Consider the following 19,778-nt stretch of genomic DNA (forward strand, 5'->3'; position numbering starts at 1 on the left):
AGGCTCGCTCCCACAGTTGGATTTGCATCAATCTGCCAGAAATTGGCCGGCTGTCAGGCCGCCTTCGCGAGCAAGCCCGCTCCCACATTTTGAATTATGCACGGTCAGGAAAATCAGGCCGGCCGGTAGGCCGCCTCGGCTGCTTTTGATCTGCCCGCCCCCTCGGGAGGCTGAGTGGAGGCTTTCATCCGGGGATTGGCGCGCAGCGCCGTTCGACGCAGTCGAACTCATTGCATGTAGGTCGAAGCGAAGCCGACCGGAGGGCAATGCCCACGGATGAATGCCGGAGCGATGGAACGCCGAGCCCCAGCGAGGGGCCGGACGTTCGGGGCGAGCGCTTTTTTTGCTTACTTTTTTTGAGGCGCTTGTTAAAAAAAGTGAGTCGCCGTAAGGGCGAAACCATAAGTGGCCGTTACCGAAGAAACGGATATGTACACGGTCAACCAAGAACATGGTCGGCCCACAGGCCGCCAAGTCCCCCCAAACTGACAGCGCCGTCAGTTAGCCGTCACCCTCCTGACCGGCAAACAGGTTTATAAAGGAAACTACCTTACCCACCTACCGACCACCCAGCCCCGGCGCCCCACTCGCATGCGAATCCAGAAAAAATCCGCCCTGCTCGTCGCCCTTCTGATCGTCCTGGCAGCGCTGGGCCTGTGGTACGCCACCAAACCGGCCAAGGCCAAACTCGCCACCCCCACCGCCATCCCGGTGCGCGTGGTCGCCGTCGCCGAAAAAGACGTACCGCGCTACGTCAGCGGCATCGGTTCGGTACTGTCCCTGCACAGCGTCGTGGTACGCCCGCAAATCGACGGCATCCTCACCAGATTGCTGGTCAAGGAAGGCCAGCTGGTGAAAAAAGGTGACCTGCTGGCCACCATCGACGACCGGTCGATCCGCGCCAGCCTCGACCAGGCCCGGGCACAACTGGGCGAAAGCCAGGCGCAACTGCAAGTGGCGCTGGTCAACCTCAAGCGCTACAAGCTGTTGAGTGTCGACGACGGCGTGTCCAAGCAGACTTACGACCAGCAACAAGCCCTGGTCAACCAGCTCAAGGCCACCGCCCAAGGTAACCAGGCCTCGATTGACTCCGCCGAGGTACAGCTTTCCTACACACAAATTCGCTCCCCGGTTAGCGGTCGTGTCGGCATTCGTACCGTCGACGAAGGCAACTTCCTGCGCATGACCGACACCCAAGGCCTGTTCACCGTGACCCAGATCGACCCGATCGCTGTGGAATTCTCCCTGCCACAGCAAATGCTGCCGACCCTGCAAGGCCTGATCAACGACCCACAGCACGCCCGGGTCAAGGCCTACATCGGGGCCGACACCGACGGCGAAACCGGCAACCTGCTCGGCGAAGGTCACCTGACCCTGATCGACAACCAGATCAACGCCAACACCGGCACCATCCGCGCCAAAGCCGAATTCGACAACGACGCACAGAAACTCTGGCCGGGCCTGCTGGTGACGGTAAAGATTCAGACTGCCCTGGATAAAGATGCGCTGGTGGTGCCGCCGACAGTCGTACAACGCGGCCTCGACCAGCACTTCGTGTACCGGGTCAATGGGGACAAGGTCGAAGCCGTGCAGGTACAGATGGTCTATCAAGGCAGCGGCCAGGACATCATCAAGGGTGTGAAGCCGGGTGATGTACTGGTCAGCGATGGTCAGTCGCGGCTCAAGCCCGGCGCTACTGTGCAAGTGCTGACCGAGCCACCTCAAGTGGTGCGATCGGAGGCGGCGCAATGAAGGGCCATGGTTCGATTTCAGCCTGGTGCATCGACCACCCGGTGGCCACGGTCCTGCTGACGTTCGCCCTGGTGCTGCTGGGTGTCATCGCGTTTCCGCGCCTGCCGGTAGCGCCGTTGCCGGAAGCAGAATTCCCGACCATCCAGGTGGCCGCGCAACTGCCCGGCGCCAGCCCGGAAACCATGGCTTCCTCGGTGGCCACGCCCCTTGAAGTGCAATTCAGTGCCATTCCCGGCGTAACCCAGATGACCTCGAGCAGTGCACTGGGCTCGACCAACCTGACCCTGCAATTCACCCTCGACAAGAGCATCGACACCGCCGCCCAGGAAGTGCAGGCGGCGATCAACACCGCCGCGGGCAAACTGCCCAAGGACATGCCGAACCTGCCAACCTGGCGCAAGGTCAACCCGGCCGACAGCCCGGTGCTGATCCTCAGCGTCAACTCCTCGCTGATGCCAGGCCCGGAGCTCAGCGACCTGACGGAAACCCTGTTGTCCCGTCAGCTCAGTCAGGTCGACGGTGTAGGACAGGTCGTCATCACCGGTCAGCAGCGTCCAGCGATCCGTGTCCAGGTGTCCGCCGACAAACTCGCCGCCATCGGCCTGACCCTGGCGGACATTCGCCTGGCGATCCAGCAGACCAGCCTCAACCTGGCCAAAGGGGCGCTGTACGGCGAATCGAGCATTTCAACCCTGTCGACCAACGACCAGTTGTTCCATCCCGACGAATACAGCCAGTTGATCGTTTCCTACAAGGACGGTGCACCGGTTCACCTCAAGGATGTCGCGAAAGTCGTCAACGGTTCGGAAGATGCCTACGTTCAGGCGTGGGCGGGTTCGCAACCGGGCGTGAACCTTGTGATTTTCCGCCAGCCAGGCGCCAACATCGTCGAGACCGTGGATCGCATTCAGGCCGCGCTGCCGGCGCTGCAAGCGATGTTGCCCGCCTCGGTGCAGGTCAAGGTGTTGATCGACCGCACCCAGACCATCCGCGCCTCGCTGCACGAGGTGGAAATCACCTTGATGATCGCTGTGATGCTGGTGGTGGCGGTGATGGCGCTGTTCCTGCGCCAACTGTCGGCCACGCTGATCGTGTCGGCAGTGCTCGGTGTGTCGCTGATCGCCAGCTTTGCGCTGATGTACGTCATGGGCTTCAGCCTGAACAACCTCACGCTGGTGGCGATCGTGGTCGCCGTGGGCTTTGTGGTGGACGATGCGATCGTGGTGGTGGAGAACATTCACCGGCATCTAGAGGCCGGCGACGGCATGCGCGAGGCGGCGATCAAGGGCGCCGGCGAGATCGGTTTTACCGTGGTGTCGATCAGTTTCTCGCTGGTGGCGGCGTTCATTCCGCTGCTGTTCATGGGCGGTGTGGTCGGCCGGCTGTTCAAGGAATTCGCCCTGACCGCCACCTCCACCATCATGATTTCGGTGGTGGTTTCGCTGACGCTGGCACCGACCCTCGCTGCGCTGTTCATGCGCGCGCCCGTGCATCATGCCCACGACAAACCGGGCTTTGGCGAGCGTCTGCTGGCATGGTACGAAAAAGGCCTGCGCCACGCCCTCGCCCATCAGCGCTTGATGATCGGCGTGTTCTGCCTGTCACTGGGCCTGGCCGTTGCCGGGTACATTCTGATCCCGAAAGGTTTCTTCCCGATCCAGGACACCGGTTTCGTCCTCGGCACCACCGAAGCCGCTGCCGACATTTCCTACGGCGACATGGTGAAAAAACACCTGGCAATGGCGGAAATCGTCGCCGCCGACCCTGCGGTGGAAACGTTCTCGCACTCGGTCGGGGTTTCCGGCAGCAACCAGACCATCGCCAACGGCCGCTTCTGGATCACCCTGAAAAAACGCAGCGACCGCGATGTCTCGGCCAGTCAGTTCATTGACCGGATTCGCCCGCAACTGATGAAAGTCCCGGGCATCGTCCTGTACCTGCGTGCGGGGCAAGACATCAACCTCAGCTCCGGCCCGAGCCGCGCCCAGTACCAATACGTGCTCAAGAGCAACGACGGTGCGACCCTCAGCACCTGGACCCAACGCTTGACGGAAAAACTGCGCAGCAACCCGGCGTTCCGCGATATTTCCAACGACCTGCAACTGGGCGGCAGCATCACCCACATCAGCATCGACCGTAGCGCCGCTGCACGTTTCGGCCTCACCGCCAGTGACGTCGACGAAGCCCTGTACGATGCTTTCGGCCAGCGTCAGGTCAATGAATTCCAGACCCAGATCAACCAGTACAACGTGATCCTGGAACTGGATACCAAGCAGCGCGGCAAGGCCGAAAGCCTTAACTACTTCTACCTGCGCTCGCCCCTGAGCGGGGAAATGGTGCCGCTGTCGGCCCTGGCCAGGTTCGATGCGCCGACTGTCGGCCCGCTGTCCATCGCCCATGACGGGATGTTCCCCGCCGCCAACCTGTCGTTCAACCTGGCCCCCGGTGTGGCACTGGGCGATGCGGTGATCATGCTCAACCAGGCCAAGGCCGACATCGGCATGCCGACCGCCATCAGCGGTAATTTCCAGGGCGCGGCCCAGGCGTTCCAGAGTTCGCTGGCCAGCCAGCCGTGGCTGATCCTGGCGGCGCTGTTGGCGGTGTACATCATTCTCGGCGTGCTCTACGAGAGCTTCGTGCACCCGCTGACGATCATTTCGACCTTGCCTTCGGCGGGCCTCGGCGCGGTGATCATGCTGTGGATTTGCGGCCAGGACTTTTCCATCATGGCCTTGATCGGACTGGTGCTGTTGATCGGTATCGTCAAGAAGAACGGCATCCTGATGATCGACTTCGCCCTCGAAGCGCAGCGCAATGGCGGAATGTCGCCCGAGGACGCAATTTTCAAGGCCTGCATCACACGGTTCCGGCCGATCATCATGACCACCCTCGCCGCCCTGCTCGGCGCTCTGCCGTTGATGCTCGGCTATGGCACCGGTGCCGAGCTGCGCCAGCCCCTGGGGATCGCGGTGGTCGGCGGTTTGCTGGTGAGCCAGGCGCTGACGCTGTTCACCACACCGGTCATATACTTGTGGCTTGAGCGGCTATTCCATCGACCTAAACCTGCGCCAGAACCGGTGCTGGCGACCACAGACTGAGGCGGGGTCATGCGCGTTCTGATTATCGAAGACGAAGAAAAAACCGCGGACTATCTACATCGCGGCCTGACGGAACAGGGTTTCACCGTGGATCTGGCCCGCGATGGTGTGGAAGGTCTGCACCTGGCGCTGGAGAGCGACTACGCGGTGATCGTCCTCGACGTCATGCTGCCGGGCCTCGACGGCTTCGGTGTGTTGCGCGCCCTGCGTGCGCGCAAGCAAACCCCGGTGATCATGCTCACCGCCCGCGAGCGTGTGGAAGACCGCATCAAGGGCCTGCGTGAAGGCGCCGATGACTATCTGGGCAAACCGTTTTCCTTCCTTGAACTGGTGGCACGCCTGCAAGCGCTGACCCGGCGCAGCGGCGGTCATGAACCGGTGCAAGTGAGCATCGCCGACCTGTGGATAGATTTGATCAGCCGCAAGGCCACCCGCGCCGGTACACGCCTGGACCTGACCGCCAAGGAGTTCTCGCTGCTCAGTGTACTGGCCCGGCGCCAGGGTGAAATCCTCTCGAAAACCGCCATTGCCGAGATGGTCTGGGACATCAATTTCGACAGCGACGCCAACGTCGTCGAAGTCGCGATCAAACGCCTGCGGGCGAAGCTCGACGGGCCGTTCGAAGAGAAACTGCTGCACACCATTCGTGGCATGGGTTATGTGCTGGAGAGCCGTGGTGTCCAGTAATTCCATCGCCCTGCGTCTGAGCGCAATGTTCACGCTGGTGGCGCTGCTGGTGTTCCTGCTGATCGGCTGGGCGCTGTACCAGCAGGTCGACAAGGGCCTGGGCCTGCTGCCAGAAGCCGAACTCGATGCGCGCTACAGCGTGCTCGAATCCACGGTCGGCCGTTACGGCACGCCTGAGCACTGGGTGAAGATCAACAACAAGCTCAACCTGCTGAGCGAAGAAGACAAGCGCATCAGTTTCTGGATCATCAGCGGCGATCCACACTACGAATACGGCAACCTGACCTCGCAGATCCGTGCCTTTGCCCAAGGCCCGCTGGGCACGCGCGACATGCATCTGCCGGAGCACCCGTATCCACTGAAAGTGCTGGTCAGCGAGTTTCCGGCCAAGGACCAGCGCCCAGCGTTGCGCTTCATGATCGCCATCGACACCGAAACGTTTTTCCATACCCAGCATCACCTGCTGGTCGCGCTGATCAGCCTGGCGATTGTCGGTGTGCTGCTGGCCTCGGCACTGGGTTATTGGGTGGCGCGGATCGGGCTCAAGCCGCTGATCAAACTGTCCCAGGAAGCCCAGCGCCTGGCCCCGCCGTTGCGCTCGGGGCGCTTGCGATTGTCACCGTTGCCGCCGGAACTCGATCAGTTCGCCAGCTCGTTCAACTCGACCCTGGAACGGGTCGAGCAAGCCTACTCGCGCCTTGAGTCATTCAACGCCGATGTCGCCCATGAACTGCGCTCGCCACTGACCAACCTGATCGGCCAGACCCAGGTCGCATTGACCCGCGGGCGCTCCGCCGAGCAATACTTCGAAGTACTGCAATCGAACCTCGAAGAGCTTGAGCGACTGCGTTCGATCATCAACGACATGCTGTTTCTCGCCAGCGCCGACCAGGGCAGCAAGGCGACCAAACTCACCTCAACCTCGCTGGCCGATGAGGTGGCCACGACCCTGGAATATCTGGATTTCATTCTCGAAGACGCTCAGGTCCAGGTTGAGGTCAGTGGTGATGCGCAGGTGTGCATCGAGATCGCCCATCTGCGCCGGGCGTTGATCAACTTGCTGAGTAATGCGGTGCAGCACACCGCGCCCGGGCAGGTGATTCAAGTGCGGATCGAAGCCCAGGAGCATCAAGTCAGCATCGGCGTCGCCAACCCGGGTTCGCCGATTGCCAACGAACATCTGCCGCGCCTGTTCGAACGCTTCTACCGGGTCGATGCGTCGCGCAGCAACAGCGGCCACAATCACGGTCTGGGGCTGGCCATCGTCAAGGCAATTGCGCTGATGCATGGCGGCGATGTGTTCGTGCGCAGTGATCATGGGATGAATACGTTCGGGATTCATCTTCCCGTCTGAAACCCTCTCCTTTGTGGGAGCGAGCTTGCTCGCGATGCAGGCGACTCGGTGCAACTTCTGAACCGAGGTGATGCTATCGCGAGCAAGCTCGCTCCCACATTGGATTGAGTTGAACACATATAGACGGCCAATCAACTATTGCCATAAGCGCAACAGTCCTTTCATGAATCCGCTCTTTTTCCCCTCGCCTCATATCCTTATCTTTGCCCGCACCAAACAGCACTTGCCAAGCAAGAAGGTTTTAAAAATGTCCAACAGTATGGGTATTGCCAGCGCTTTCGTTTTGTCCTCTTTGTTCCTGTCGCCATTGGCGATGGCGGAAGAATCGCAGACTTTCGTCGCGCATAACGCCACACGCGCTGCAACGTTCGAAGAGCATCAGATCGAGATGACGGCCAAGGCTGCTCAAGACTCCCAAGCCCCGCAGGCATCCAGCATCCAGGCCCAGCCACTGGCCGAGAAAGACAGCTGACCCGCACCGATCACACCCGTTTCCCTCGACACTTTTCATCGGCTCTTCCCTTTGAAAAGTTGTCTTCGAAGCCGCTGCTGTCAGCGGCTTTTTTTATAGTGGCGACTCGGCCTTCATTGCAATTTGCGCAACGAACGTCACTGACGCCCACACCCAGGATCAATCATTCGAGGGAACGATTCACTCGGCTACTACGTTTATGCAACTACGCTTAGAGCGTCCCTTTAGCAGACGTCAGCCCTATGACCGCAAGCCGCACCGCACATTTTCAAGGCCCGACCGGGCGACCCGAGATCATGGTGATCTTCGGCAGTACCCTGACCGTCATCTCGATCCTGTGCATCGTCACTTTCCTGCTGATCCGCGAACACGCCTACGCCCAGCAGACCGCCACACGCAGCGCGACCACCATCGCGCAACTGATCGATACCGATGTCCTGCGTACGGTCGAGCTCTATGACTTGACCTTGCAGGGCCTGATCGCCGCCGCCCAACGGGACGACCTTAAACAGATTGCACCGCAGATCCGTCATCTGGTGCTGTTCGACCGCTCCACCACTGCGCGCTACAAGGGCGACATCCTGCTGCTGGACAAGCACGGCGACGTGCTGGCCGACTCATCATTGATCGAGCCGAAACCGGGCAACTTCGCTGACCGCGATTACTTCCTGGCCCATGCCTTCAATCGCGACACCGGCATGTTTATCAGCCGACCGTTCAAGCCACGCTGCGACTGCGATGACAGCGACGAATGGCGCATCAGTTTCAGCCGGCGCATTTCTTCGCCCACGGGTGAGTTTCTGGGGGTCGCGGTGGCGTCGATGCGCATGAGCTACTTCGACCAACTGTTCAACAGCCTCGACATCGGCAACGGCAGTACGCTGGGCATCATCAACGATGACGGGATCCTCCTGGCGCAGAAACCGTACCGGGAGCAAAACGCCATCGGCAAAAGCCTCTCCAGCCGTCCCAACGTCGTACGCATGCTGCGCGAGCGCAGTGGTACCTTTGAAAGCGTATCGAGTGTCGATCATCAACGGCGCCTGTACACCTTTACCCGGGTCGGCAATCTGCCGCTGACCGTCATCGTGGCCCTTTCCATCGACGAAGTGTTCGCCACCTGGAACCGCACGGCCTATGTGATCAGCGGTGCAACAGGGGTCTTGTGCATCGGCCTGTTGTGGCTGACCTGGCTGCTCTGCCGCGAGCTGCGACGGCGCCAAAGTGCCGAGCAGGAATTGGCGCAACTGGCGGCCACCGATGCCTTGACCGGCGTGGCCAACCGTCGATCCCTTGATCAGACCCTGCGCCATGAATGGTTTCGTGCGCAGCGCAGTGGCAGGCCGTTGTCGTTGCTGATGATCGATGCCGATCACTTCAAGGCCTTCAATGACCGGCACGGGCATCAGGCCGGCGACGAAGCCTTGCGGGCGTTGGCCGGGGTCCTGCGCGCCAATGTCCATCGCCCGACGGATCTGGTGGCTCGCTATGGCGGCGAGGAGTTTTCGGTGGTCCTGGCCGAAACTGACAGTGTAGGCGCGAAGCAGATCGCCGAGTACATCCGCGAGGCGGTGCAGAAACTGCCACTGGTGGACGCCGGTGAGCCGCCGATGAGTGTAAGTATCGGTATTGCCACTTGGACGGCGGCCAGCGATATCAACCTGGAGCAATTGCTGTTCAGTGCCGACAAGGCGCTGTATCAGGCCAAGGAAGGGGGGCGTAACCGGGTGGTGTGTGCCGAATAGGATTTTTATTGGATGGGCTGGCCTCATCGCGAGCAAGCTCGCTCCCACAGGGGAATGCAATCAACTGTGGGAGCGAGCTTGCTCGCGATGAGGCCAGCCCAGGCACTACAAACTTCGGACATAAAAAAAGGCCACCCGAAGGTAGCCTTTAAAAAACTAGAGAGGTTTTTTGCTTACACGGCCGCAACCGGACGCATGTAAGAGATCGGTGCGGTGCTGGCGTCTTCGAACGTCACGACTTCCCAGGCATCTGTCTGCTCAATCAACTTGCGCAGCAGCTGGTTGTTCAGTGCGTGGCCGGACTTGAAGCCCTTGAACTCACCAATCAGGCTATTGCCCAGCAGGTAGAGGTCACCAATTGCATCGAGAATCTTGTGCTTCACGAATTCGTCTTCATAGCGAAGGCCGTCTTCGTTCAGTACGCCATCGGCGTCGACCACAATAGCGTTTTCAACGCTGCCGCCGAGTGCGAGGTTGTGCTTGCGCAGGTACTCGATGTCACTCATGAAACCGAAAGTACGGGCGCGGCTGACTTCTTTTACGAACGAAGTGCTGGAAAAATCCACGCTTGCACTTTGGGTGCGGTCCCGGAAAACCGGGTGATCGAAATCGATCTCGAAGCTCACCTTGAACCCTTCGAAAGGGACGAAAGTGGCGCGCTTGTCGCCGTCTTCCACTGTCACTTCACGCAGGATGCGGATGAATTTCTTGGCGGCGTCCTGTTCTTCCAGGCCTGCCGATTGAATCAGGAATACGAAGGGTCCAGCGCTGCCATCCATGATCGGGACTTCGGACGCGGAGAGCTCGACGTAGGCGTTATCGATGCCCAGGCCAGCCATGGCCGAGAGCAAGTGCTCTACCGTGTCCACTTTGACGTCGCCATTGATCAGCGTGGTCGACATAGTGGTTTCACCGACGTTTTCCGCGCGGGCAGGAATTTGCACCACAGGGTCGAGGTCAGCGCGACAAAACACAATGCCAGTGTCGACAGGCGCAGGCTTGAGGGTCAGGTAGACCTTCTCCCCGGAGTGCAGGCCTACACCTGTGGCACGGATAATATTTTTCAGTGTGCGTTGTTTAATCATGGCTTGGGCCGCTTCAGCGCAAATTGCGAACTGGTATCAACAAAGGCTGGCGATGATAGCAGACCACGCCTTTGCTGAACACCAATCACCTTCATAGCCCTGATACATTCCATCAATCGGCCTGACGACGCAGGAAAGCCGGGATGTCCAGGTAGTCCAGATCATCTTGCGGATTCATCTTCGCGGCAGTCGCAGCACCGGCCTGAGCCTGGTTGCGCATGACGGTCGGACGCTCCAGGTCACGGTAGTTCACCGCTGGAGCTTCCTGACGAACAGGGGCCTGTTGTTGTGGCTGTGCAGCCATCGAAGTGTGAACGGTGTTGTCGATGACCTTCACAGGCTTCTCGATTTTAGCGCCCAGACCTGTGGCAACGACAGTCACGTGCAGTTCGTCGCGCATGTCCGGATCGATAACGGTACCGACCTTGACCATCGCGTGCTCGGAAGCGAATGCCTCGATGATGCTACCCACGTCAGAGTATTCACCCAGGGACAGATCCGGACCGGCGGTAATGTTCACCAGGATGCCGCGTGCGCCTTGCAGGTTCACGTCTTCGAGCAGCGGGTTGCGGATGGCCGCTTCGGTGGCTTCGCGTGCACGGTTCGGACCGCTGGCGCAGCCAGTGCCCATCATCGCCATGCCCATTTCGCTCATCACGGTACGCACGTCGGCGAAGTCGACGTTGATCATGCCCGGACGCTTGATGATGTCGGAGATACCGCGGACGGCACCGGCCAGTACATCGTCTGCCTTGGCGAAAGCCGACAGCAGGCTGGCGTCTTTACCGAGGATGGTCAGCAGCTTCTCGTTGGGAATGGTGATCAACGAGTCGACGCTTTCGGAGAGCATACGGATGCCTTCGTCGGCGATCTGCATACGCTTGCGGCCTTCGAACGGGAACGGACGGGTCACGACCGCAACGGTCAGGATGCCCATTTCCTTGGCCACTTCGGCGATGATCGGCGCAGCACCGGTACCGGTACCGCCGCCCATGCCAGTGGTGATGAACACCATGTTGGTGCCCTGCAGTACTTCGGCAATGCGCTCACGGTCTTCCAGAGCGGCTTGACGGCCGACTTCAGGGTTGGCGCCAGCGCCCAGACCCTTGGTCACACCGGTGCCCAGTTGCAGGATGGTCCGCGCGCCGATGTTTTTCAGCGCTTGAGCATCGGTGTTGGCGCAGATGAACTCGACGCCTTCGATGTTGCTCTTGACCATATGGTTGACAGCGTTGCCGCCGCCACCGCCGACACCGATAACTTTGATTACCGGGCTTGCGGGGATGTTGTCTACGAGTTCGAACATTTTCCCTCTCCTTTACATTCTCTAGTTTTTTCGCCTACTGCGTGCTTCGGTGTAACGGTATTGCGGTAAATCTTCAGAAATTGCCCTGGACCCACTTCTTCAGGCGGTCCAGCAGCGGAGCCTGTGGCTCTTCGTTGCTGTAGCTGTCGCGACTGCCGATGCCCGAGAACGAGATGCCGTCGGACTGCTTCTGCAGGCCGTACATCAACAGGCCGACGCCGGTGGAATAGATCGGGTTGCGTACCACGTCATCCAGACCTTTCACGCCGTGAGGCACGCCCAGGCGCACCGGCATGTGGAAGATTTCCTCGGCCAGTTCGGTAGCGCCTTCCATCTTCGACGTACCGCCGGTCAGCACGATGCCGGCCGGGATCAGGTCTTCGTAGCCGCTGCGGCGCAGTTCGGCCTGGATCAGCGTGAACAGCTCGTCGTAGCGCGGCTCGACCACTTCGGCCAGGGCCTGGCGGGACAGCTCACGCGGCGGACGGTCACCAACGCTTGGCACCTTGATGGTTTCACCGGCACCGGCCAGTTTGGCCAGGGCACAGGCGTAGCGGATCTTGATTTCTTCGGCGTACTGGGTCGGAGTGCGCAACGCCATGGCGATGTCGTTGGTCACCTGGTCACCGGCAATCGGGATCACCGCGGTGTGACGGATCGCGCCTTCGGTGAAGATCGCGATGTCGGTAGTACCGCCACCGATGTCCACCAGGCACACGCCCAGCTCTTTCTCGTCATCGGTCAGTACCGAGTACGCGGAAGCCAGTTGCTCGAGAATGATGTCGTCGATTTCCAGACCGCAGCGGCGCACGCATTTTTCAATGTTCTGCGCAGCGTTGACGGCGCAGGTGACCACGTGGACCTTGGCTTCCAGACGTACGCCGGACATGCCCAGCGGTTCGCGGACGCCTTCCTGGTTATCGATTACGTAATCCTGCGGCAAGGTGTGCAGCACGCGCTGGTCAGCCGGGATCGCCACGGCCTGGGCAGCGTCGAGCACACGCTCAAGGTCCGCCGAGCTGACTTCGCGATCACGAATCGCCACGATGCCGTGGGAGTTCAGGCTGCGGATGTGATTACCGGCCACGCCGACGAACGCCGAGTGAATGCGGCAACCAGCCATCAGCTGCGCTTCTTCGATGGCGCGCTGGATCGATTGCACGGTGGACTCGATGTTCACCACCACGCCTTTTTTCAGGCCACGGGACGGATGGGTGCCGATCCCGACGATTTCCAGCGTGCCGTCGTCCGCGACCTCGCCCACCAGCGCCACCACCTTGGAGGTGCCGATATCGAGACCGACGATCATTTTGCCGCTTTGCACGTTTGCCATGGGTCCTGCCTCTTCTTAATTCTTCGCGACAGCGGGTTGGGCTGCCGTGGGCGCTACAGGTTCCCGCCAGCCAACAGCGAGGCCGTTGGCGTAGCGCAGATCGATGCGCGCAATGTTCGTAATCTGTTCTTTGAGCGTCTTGTCATAGATGGCGATGAAACGGCGCATCTTTTCCACCTGGTTGCCGCGTCCCAGCAGCAGTTCGATCCCGGGACCCGCACTGCCGGGGCCGGTGGTCAGGAACCAGCTGCCGCGATCACGCAGTTCGAGGCGTGCAATCGAGAAGCCCAGCGGCCTGAGCATCTGGCTCAGTACCTGGTATTGCTGCATCACTTGCTGCTGAGCCCGCTGTGGGCCGAACAGCTGTGGCAGGTGTTCATAGTTCGCCAGCTCGCGCGGGGTGAAGGCCTGGCCCTGGTTGTTCAACAGCGACTCGTCGCCCCAACGGGCCACTGGCAGTTGTTCTTCCAGGCGGATCACCACTTGATCCGGCCACACCCTGCGCACCTCGGCGTGGGCAATCCATGGCATCTGTTCCAGCTCGGTGCGCATGCTCGCCAGGTCGATGGTGAAGAAGCTCGACGCCACGTAAGGGGCGATCCGCTGCTGCACCGCTTGCTGGCTGATGTAACTCAGGTCGCCCTGCACGTTGATCTTGGTGATCGGCCTATCGGCATACGGCAACAACCGTGTCGCGCCTTCGTAAGTACCGAACCCCAAAGCCACCAGCAGTACCGGCCAGAACAACGCTTTGAGAAAACCGAAGTTGGCTTTCGGCAGGCGCGCGGACATCGGCTCTTTGGCCACCATTCGGCTGGCACCCCGCGGTACCGGCTTGCGGCCGGTCGGTGCGGTGGGCTGATGTCTGAGCTGAGCGCCTTGCATGGCCTTAACCTCTCGTCGACTCTTGGTTACCGGCAGTCTTGCCGACAACGCTCTCGGCCAGAATGGCCAGAACCAGTTGCTGGAAATCCAGACCGGCGGCACGGGCCGCCATCGGCACCAGGCTGTGATCGGTCATGCCCGGTGCGGTGTTGACCTCCAGGAACCAGAACTGCCCGTCGGCGTCCTGCATCACGTCTGCCCTGCCCCAACCGGCGATACCCAGCGCTTCACAGGCTTTCGCCGTGAGGTCCATGAGTTCCTTTTCCTTGGCGCTGTCCAGACCGCACGGAATGCGGTACTGGGTATCGTTGGCGATGTACTTGGCGTCGTAGTCGTAGAAGCTGTGCGTGGTACCCAGGGCAATCGGTGGCAACACCTGGTCACGCAGGGTGGCGATGGTGAACTCCGGACCGTGAATCCATTGCTCGACCAACACTTGCGAATCGTAGGTACTGGCCGCTTTCCATGCGTCGATCAATTCGGACGCGGAACTCACTTTGGCCATACCGATACTTGAACCTTCATGGGCCGGTTTGACGATCAAAGGGAAGCCCAGTTCCGTCGCCGCCGAAATACAATCGGCCTCGCTGCTCAGTACCGCGTGACGTGGGGTTGGAATGCCCAGGCTGTGCCAGACCTGCTTGGTTCGCAGTTTGTCCATGGCCAGGGCCGAAGCCAGGATGCCGCTGCCGGTGTACGGAATGCCCAGGCATTCGAGCAAGCCCTGCATGCTGCCGTCTTCACCACCACGGCCGTGGAGGATGATGAAGGCGCGGTCGATTTTTTCGTTGAGCAGACGCTGCAGCAGGTCATCGCCCACGTCGAGGCCGAACGCGTCCACACCGGCGCTTTGCAGTGCGTCCAGAACGGCGTTACCCGACTTCAGGGAGACCTCACGCTCGGCGCTCTTGCCGCCGAACAGCACGGCGACGCGGCCGAAGTCTTTCGGCGCGATCGTGGAGACCAGGTTGGCGTAGGCAACAGTCATTTCAACTTCCCCTTCTCCGGTGCGGCAACGGCACCGGCGAACAACTCACTTTTCAACAGTTTTGGTGCGAGACCGCCGATATCACCGGCGCCCTGGCACAGCAGGATGTCGCCGGCGCGCAGCAGCGGCTTGACCACTGGCGCGAGGTCGACGCCACGCTCGATGTAGATCGGGTCGAGCTGGCCACGCTGACGGATGCTGTTGCACAGCTTGCGGCTGTCGGCGCCTGGAATCGGCTCTTCGCCGGCCGGATAGACTTCCATCAGCAGCAGTACGTTGGCGTCGGCCAGCACATTGACGAAATCGTCGTACAGGTCACGGGTGCGGCTGTAACGGTGCGGCTGGTAGACCATCACCAGGCGGCGCTCCGGCCAGCCACCGCGTACGGCCTTGATCACGGCCGCGACTTCCGTCGGGTGGTGACCGTAGTCATCGACCAGCATCACATTGCCGCCGTCCACCGGCAGTTCGCCGTAGACCTGGAAGCGTCGGCCGACCCCCTGGAACCCGGACAGGCCTTGGACGATGGCTTCATCGCTGACGCCTTCGTCGGTGGCGATGCAGATGGTCGCCAGCGAGTTCAGCACGTTGTGGTTGCCCGGCATGTTGACCGAAACATCCAGTGGCTCGCGGTCGGGACGCAGTACGGTGAAGAAGGTCTGCATGCCTTGCTGGCGCACGTTGATGGCGCGCACGTCGCAGTCTTCGCCGAAGCCGTAAGTAACGGTCGGACGCTTGACCTGCGGGAGGATTTCACGCACCACCGGATCGTCCAGGCACACCACGGCCAGGCCATAGAACGGCAGGTTGTGGAGGAATTCGACGAAGGTTTTCTTCAGCTTGTTGAAGTCACCGTCGTAGGTCGCCATGTGATCGGCGTCGATGTTGGTGACCACAGCCACCAGCGGCTGCAAGTGCAGGAAGCTGGCGTCGCTTTCGTCGGCTTCGGCGATCAGGTAGCGGCTGGTGCCAAGCTGGGCATTGGTGCCCGCGGCATTCAGGCGGCCACCGATCACGAATGTCGGGTCCAGGCCACCGGCAGCGAACACCGAAGCGATCAGGCTGGTGGTCGTGGTTTTGCCGTGGGTACCGGCAACGGCGATACCGTGGCGATAACGCATCAGCTCAGCCAGCATCTCTGCACGCGGCACCACCGGGATACGGCGTTCCAGTGCGGTAGCGACTTCCGGGTTGGACGTGTTCACGGCGCTCGACACCACCAGCACGTCGGCGGCCGCGGCGTTCTCGGCGCGATGGCCGATGAAGATCTGCGCGCCGAAGGACTCCAGGCGTTCAGTCACCGGCGAAGCCTTCAGGTCAGAGCCGGACACGGCATAACCCAGGTTCAGCAGCACTTCGGCAATCCCGCACATGCCCACACCGCCGATACCGACGAAGTGGATGCGACGGATGCGGCGCATTTCCGGTTGCGGCATGGCTTTCTGACTCTCAACCATGGGCCACCTCCAGGCAGCTATCGACCACGTTACGGGTGGCATCGGGTTTGGCGAGGCGGCGTGCCGCGGTAGCCATTTCGTTGAGTCGTTGTGGTTGCATCAGGACCTCTGTCAGGCGAGCGGCAAGATCCGCTGCGCCAGTCGTTCTTTGTGGCATCAGGAAGGCTGCGCCTTCACGGGCCAAATATTCGGCGTTGCGGGTCTGGTGATCGTCGATGGCGTGAGGCAAAGGCACCAGCATCGAGGGCAGACCGGCGGCGGCCAGTTCACTGATGGTCAGCGCGCCTGCGCGACATACCACCAGGTCGGCCCAGCTGTAGGCTTGGGCCATGTCTTTGATGAAGGGCTGCACCTGCGCCTCGACGCCAGCCGCGCGATAACGCTCTGCAGTCACTTCATCGTGGTTTTTGCCGGCCTGATGGAACACTTCCGGACGCAAATCGGCAGCGACTTGCGACAGGGCTTCAGGCAGCAACTTGTTCAACGGTTCTGCGCCCAGACTTCCGCCCAGGATCAGCAAACGTGCCTTGCGACCGGCCAGGGCAGGTCGCGATGTCTCGAGGAACAGCTCGGTGCGCACCGGATTACCGGTGGTCCGGCGGCTGTCCGACAGGGTAAAGGTGTCGGGGAACGCTTCACAGACTCGGGCGGCCAACGGCACCAGCAACCGATTGGCGGTACCGGCAACGGCGTTCTGTTCGTGAACGATCACCGGTACACCGGCCAGTTTGGCCGCGACGCCGCCAGGACCGGTCACAAACCCACCAAAGCCAACGACGCAGACCGGCTGCAGACGGCGAATGATCGCCCGCGCCTGCCAGACCGACTTGAACAACATGAACGGTGCCTTTAGCAGGGACAATTTGCCCTTGCCGCGCAGACCGCTGGCATTGATCCGATGCAGTTCGATACCGGCCGCTGGCACCAGATCGTTCTCGATCCCACGCGGGGTGCCGAGCCAGTGCACGGTGTAGCCGCGCGCCTGGAATTCGCGGGCACAGGCCAGCGCCGGGAACACGTGGCCACCGGTACCGCCAGCCATGATCATGACGTTAGCGCCCATGGTTCGGCTCCTCGGCGAAGTCGCTCTCATGGAACTCCATCTCTTCGCTGCCCAGGTGGGTTCGACTTTCCCACTCGATGCGCAGCAACAAGCCGAGACAGGCGCAGCAAATCACCAACGAACTACCGCCATAACTGAGGAACGGCAGGGTCAGCCCCTTGGTCGGCAGCAGGCCGACATTCACCCCGATGTTGATCAGGAACTGGCCGATCCACAGGAACGACAGACCGTATGCCACATAAGCTGCGAAAAACTGCTTGGCCTTTTCAGCCCACAAACCGATGTACATGCCACGAATACACACGAAGACAAACAGTGCCACGGTGCACAACGAACCCACCGCACCCAGCTCTTCGGCCAGGACCGAGAACACGAAGTCAGTGTGGGCTTCCGGCAGGTAGAACTGTTTCTGCACGCTGTTGCCCAGGCCCACGCCCAGCCATTCGCCGCGACCGAAGGCGATCAATGCCTGGGACAACTGATAGCCAGCGCCGAACTGGTCGGCCCATGGGTCGGCAAAGTTGGTCAGACGCGCCATTCGATACGGCTGCATTTGAATCAACAGCACCACTGCGCCGACGGCCAGGACCACCATCAGGGAAAAGCGGAACAACCCGACGCCGCCAAGGAACAGCATCGCCGCCGCGGCCCCCATCATCACGACGGTGGCACCGAAGTCCGGCTCCATCAGCAGCAGGCCCGCCATCGGCAGCAGCACGATGAACGGCTTGAAGAAGCCCATCCAGCTTTCACGCACTTCTTTCTGGCGACGCACCAGATAACCGGCGAGGTAGATCACCACGAACACCTTGGCGATCTCGGAAGGCTGGACGTTGAAGAAACTGAATCCGATCCAGCGCATCGAACCGTTCACTTCACGGCCGATCCCCGGAATGATCACCATCACCAGCAGGCCGAACGCCCCCAGCAGCATCAGCCAGCCCAGGCGTTGCCAGGTGGCAATCGGGATCATCATGGTGACGATGCAGGCACCCAGGCCCAGCACCACGTAAATAAGGTGGCGAATCATGTAATACAGGGCGCTGCCCGACTGCACGGCCGCCACTTCGGTCGATGCCGAGGCGATCATGATCAGCCCCAGGCCGAGCAGCGTCAGGCAGCCGGCGAGCATCGGGAAGTCGAGGTCGATACCGCGCCCGGTGATGAGCGGCGATGGATACGGCTTGATGATGCCTTTGAGGCTCATGCCAGATCCTCCACGGCTTGGACGAACTGGTGACCACGGTCTTCGTAGTTCTTGAACATGTCGAAACTGGCGCAGGCAGGCGACAGCAGAACCACGTCGCCCGGCTGGGCTGCAGCGCGGCATTGCTCGACGGCTTCGACCAGGGAGCCGGCGCGGATCAGCGGCACGGCATCGCCGATGGCTTCACCGATCTTGTCGGAGTCACGCCCCATCAGGACCACGGCGCGGCAGTTGGCCGCCACCGGATCGCGCAGGTCCTTGAACTCGGCACCCTTGCCGTCGCCACCGGCGATCAGCACGATCTTGCCGTCGATGTCCGCGCCGAGGCCTTCGATGGCCGCCAGTGCGGCACCGACGTTGGTGGCCTTGGAATCGTTGTAGTAACCCACGCCGTCGAGGTCGCGGACCCATTGGCAGCGATGCTCGAGACCGGCGAAGGTGCGCAGGCTCGACAGCATGGCATCAAACGGCAGGCCGACCGCATGGCCCAGGGCCAGGGCCGCCAGGGCGTTGGACTGGTTGTGGGCGCCACGAATCTTCAATTCGCGCACTGGCATCAGGTTCTGGAATTCGAAGCCCAGGTATTTCTCGCCGTCTTCTTCACGAATACCGAAAGCCTTGAAATCGGGTTTGCTCAGGCCGAAGGTCCAGCATGGCTGCCCTTCGCCCATCAGCGGACGACTCAAAGCGTCCTGGCGATTGACCACAAACTGCCTGGCGCCACGGAAGATCCGGTGCTTGGCCAGGTGATAGGCCGGCAGACCGCTGTAACGGTCCATGTGGTCTTCGCTGATGTTGAGCACGGTCGCGACTTCGGCGTTGAGTTGATCGGTGGTTTCCAACTGGAAACTCGACAACTCCATCACGTACAGCTCGACGTCGTCCCGCAGCAGATCCAGCGCCGGCGTGCCAAGATTGCCACCGACGGCAACACGCTTGCCCGCCGCCGCCGCCATTTCGCCGACCAGCGTGGTCACGGTGCTTTTTGCGTTGGAGCCGCTGATGGCCACGATGGGCGCCTTCGCGTTACGCGCGAACAGCTCGATGTCGCCGGACAATTTCACGCCACGGGCGGCGGCGGCCTGCAGGGCCGGGGTCGCCAGCGCCAGGCCGGGGCTCACGTAGAGCTCGTCGGCGCGGCACAGGAACTCGACATCCAACTCGCCACAACGCACTTCCACGTGCGGATAGTCACGCTTGAGCGCGGCCAGTTCCGGTGGATTTTCCCGCGTATCGGCCACGGCAAACGCCACGCCCCGGTTCGCCAGGAAGCGAACCAGGGACATGCCGCTCTTGCCGAGGCCGACAACGATGCGGAAGTGGTCAGAAGCGATCAGAGACACTTG

15 protein-coding genes are annotated in these 19,778 nt (G+C 61.2%); 6 read left to right on the top strand and 9 right to left on the bottom strand.

Annotated elements, in window-relative coordinates; genetic code table 11:
* Positions 1 to 591: 591 nt before the first annotated feature.
* The 6 genes from AC1RS8_RS18325 to AC1RS8_RS18350 all read left to right on the top strand — a co-directional run bounded on the left by AC1RS8_RS18325 (position 592) and on the right by AC1RS8_RS18350 (position 9,108).
* Positions 592 to 1,752 carry an efflux RND transporter periplasmic adaptor subunit gene (locus AC1RS8_RS18325; protein WP_057713371.1) on the top strand — a complete coding sequence of 387 codons (1,161 nt, stop codon included), beginning with the start codon at positions 592 to 594 and terminating at the stop codon, positions 1,750 to 1,752.
* A complete protein-coding gene (locus tag AC1RS8_RS18330) occupies positions 1,749 to 4,850 on the top strand; it encodes a multidrug efflux RND transporter permease subunit (protein ID WP_090457605.1) in 3,102 nt (1,033 codons plus the stop codon). The genes AC1RS8_RS18325 and AC1RS8_RS18330 overlap by 4 nt, the downstream gene beginning before the upstream one ends.
* A 9-nt stretch (positions 4,851 to 4,859) precedes the next feature.
* Positions 4,860 to 5,537 carry a heavy metal response regulator transcription factor gene (locus tag AC1RS8_RS18335; RefSeq protein ID WP_056726212.1) on the top strand — a complete coding sequence of 226 codons (678 nt, stop codon included), beginning with the start codon at positions 4,860 to 4,862 and terminating at the stop codon, positions 5,535 to 5,537.
* Complete coding sequence (locus AC1RS8_RS18340; RefSeq protein WP_489339193.1) at positions 5,527 to 6,891, top strand: heavy metal sensor histidine kinase; 1,365 nt, start codon at positions 5,527 to 5,529, stop codon at positions 6,889 to 6,891. The genes AC1RS8_RS18335 and AC1RS8_RS18340 overlap by 11 nt, the downstream gene beginning before the upstream one ends.
* A gap of 247 nt (positions 6,892 to 7,138) precedes the next feature.
* Positions 7,139 to 7,363, top strand: a complete 225-nt coding sequence (locus tag AC1RS8_RS18345) for a hypothetical protein (RefSeq protein WP_489340646.1) — start codon at positions 7,139 to 7,141, stop codon at positions 7,361 to 7,363.
* Positions 7,364 to 7,605: 242 nt separating this feature from the next.
* Positions 7,606 to 9,108 (top strand): sensor domain-containing diguanylate cyclase, encoded by a 1,503-nt coding sequence (locus tag AC1RS8_RS18350; RefSeq protein ID WP_489339194.1) that lies wholly within the window; start codon positions 7,606 to 7,608, stop codon positions 9,106 to 9,108.
* Positions 9,109 to 9,281: 173 nt separating this feature from the next.
* On the opposite strand, the gene lpxC is transcribed toward AC1RS8_RS18350, so the two are convergent.
* The 9 genes from lpxC to murD form a co-directional block, all read right to left on the bottom strand.
* The gene (lpxC, locus tag AC1RS8_RS18355; protein WP_007916984.1) at positions 9,282 to 10,193 is read right to left on the bottom strand and encodes a UDP-3-O-acyl-N-acetylglucosamine deacetylase; all 912 of its coding nucleotides are present in this window, start codon (positions 10,191 to 10,193) and stop codon (positions 9,282 to 9,284) included.
* A 112-nt stretch (positions 10,194 to 10,305) separates the two neighbouring features.
* Positions 10,306 to 11,499, bottom strand: coding sequence for a cell division protein FtsZ (ftsZ, locus tag AC1RS8_RS18360; protein WP_489339195.1), 1,194 nt, complete (start codon positions 11,497 to 11,499; stop codon positions 10,306 to 10,308).
* A 73-nt stretch (positions 11,500 to 11,572) separates the two neighbouring features.
* Positions 11,573 to 12,832 carry a cell division protein FtsA gene (gene ftsA, locus AC1RS8_RS18365; RefSeq protein ID WP_007989901.1) on the bottom strand — a complete coding sequence of 420 codons (1,260 nt, stop codon included), beginning with the start codon at positions 12,830 to 12,832 and terminating at the stop codon, positions 11,573 to 11,575.
* 15 nt (positions 12,833 to 12,847) lie between these two features.
* A complete protein-coding gene (locus AC1RS8_RS18370; RefSeq protein ID WP_057713366.1) occupies positions 12,848 to 13,717 on the bottom strand; it encodes a cell division protein FtsQ/DivIB in 870 nt (289 codons plus the stop codon).
* 4 nt (positions 13,718 to 13,721) lie between these two features.
* A complete protein-coding gene (locus AC1RS8_RS18375; RefSeq protein WP_150814942.1) occupies positions 13,722 to 14,705 on the bottom strand; it encodes a D-alanine--D-alanine ligase in 984 nt (327 codons plus the stop codon).
* The gene (gene murC, locus AC1RS8_RS18380) at positions 14,702 to 16,162 is read right to left on the bottom strand and encodes a UDP-N-acetylmuramate--L-alanine ligase (RefSeq protein WP_057713364.1); all 1,461 of its coding nucleotides are present in this window, start codon (positions 16,160 to 16,162) and stop codon (positions 14,702 to 14,704) included. The genes AC1RS8_RS18375 and murC overlap by 4 nt, the downstream gene beginning before the upstream one ends.
* Entirely contained in the window at positions 16,155 to 17,225 is a 1,071-nt protein-coding gene (murG, locus tag AC1RS8_RS18385) for an undecaprenyldiphospho-muramoylpentapeptide beta-N-acetylglucosaminyltransferase (protein ID WP_046041926.1), read from the bottom strand. The genes murC and murG overlap by 8 nt, the downstream gene beginning before the upstream one ends.
* On the bottom strand, positions 17,215 to 18,432 hold the full coding sequence (ftsW, locus tag AC1RS8_RS18390) for a putative lipid II flippase FtsW (protein ID WP_056726220.1): 1,218 nt from the start codon (positions 18,430 to 18,432) through the stop codon (positions 17,215 to 17,217). The genes murG and ftsW overlap by 11 nt, the downstream gene beginning before the upstream one ends.
* A complete protein-coding gene (gene murD / locus AC1RS8_RS18395) occupies positions 18,429 to 19,775 on the bottom strand; it encodes a UDP-N-acetylmuramoyl-L-alanine--D-glutamate ligase (protein ID WP_349736472.1) in 1,347 nt (448 codons plus the stop codon). The genes ftsW and murD overlap by 4 nt, the downstream gene beginning before the upstream one ends.
* Positions 19,776 to 19,778 lie beyond the last annotated feature (3 nt).

It is taken from the genome of Pseudomonas sp. GW821-FHT12A04 (genome assembly GCF_058807755.1).

What these genes read in the sequence shown, in the direction of transcription:
- AC1RS8_RS18325 (WP_057713371.1), top strand. Translation starts at nt 592, where the DNA reads ATGCGAATCCAGAAAAAATCCGCCCTGCTCGTCGCCCTTCTGATCGTC.
- AC1RS8_RS18330 (WP_090457605.1), top strand. Translation starts at nt 1,749, where the DNA reads ATGAAGGGCCATGGTTCGATTTCAGCCTGGTGCATCGACCACCCGGTG.
- AC1RS8_RS18335 (WP_056726212.1), top strand. Translation starts at nt 4,860, where the DNA reads ATGCGCGTTCTGATTATCGAAGACGAAGAAAAAACCGCGGACTATCTA.
- AC1RS8_RS18345 (WP_489340646.1), top strand. Translation starts at nt 7,139, where the DNA reads ATGTCCAACAGTATGGGTATTGCCAGCGCTTTCGTTTTGTCCTCTTTG.
- AC1RS8_RS18350 (WP_489339194.1), top strand. Translation starts at nt 7,606, where the DNA reads ATGACCGCAAGCCGCACCGCACATTTTCAAGGCCCGACCGGGCGACCC.
- lpxC (WP_007916984.1), bottom strand. Translation starts at nt 10,193, where the DNA reads ATGATTAAACAACGCACACTGAAAAATATTATCCGTGCCACAGGTGTA.
- ftsZ (WP_489339195.1), bottom strand. Translation starts at nt 11,499, where the DNA reads ATGTTCGAACTCGTAGACAACATCCCCGCAAGCCCGGTAATCAAAGTT.
- ftsA (WP_007989901.1), bottom strand. Translation starts at nt 12,832, where the DNA reads ATGGCAAACGTGCAAAGCGGCAAAATGATCGTCGGTCTCGATATCGGC.
- AC1RS8_RS18370 (WP_057713366.1), bottom strand. Translation starts at nt 13,717, where the DNA reads ATGCAAGGCGCTCAGCTCAGACATCAGCCCACCGCACCGACCGGCCGC.
- AC1RS8_RS18375 (WP_150814942.1), bottom strand. Translation starts at nt 14,705, where the DNA reads ATGACTGTTGCCTACGCCAACCTGGTCTCCACGATCGCGCCGAAAGAC.
- murC (WP_057713364.1), bottom strand. Translation starts at nt 16,162, where the DNA reads ATGGTTGAGAGTCAGAAAGCCATGCCGCAACCGGAAATGCGCCGCATC.
- murG (WP_046041926.1), bottom strand. Translation starts at nt 17,225, where the DNA reads ATGGGCGCTAACGTCATGATCATGGCTGGCGGTACCGGTGGCCACGTG.
- ftsW (WP_056726220.1), bottom strand. Translation starts at nt 18,432, where the DNA reads ATGAGCCTCAAAGGCATCATCAAGCCGTATCCATCGCCGCTCATCACC.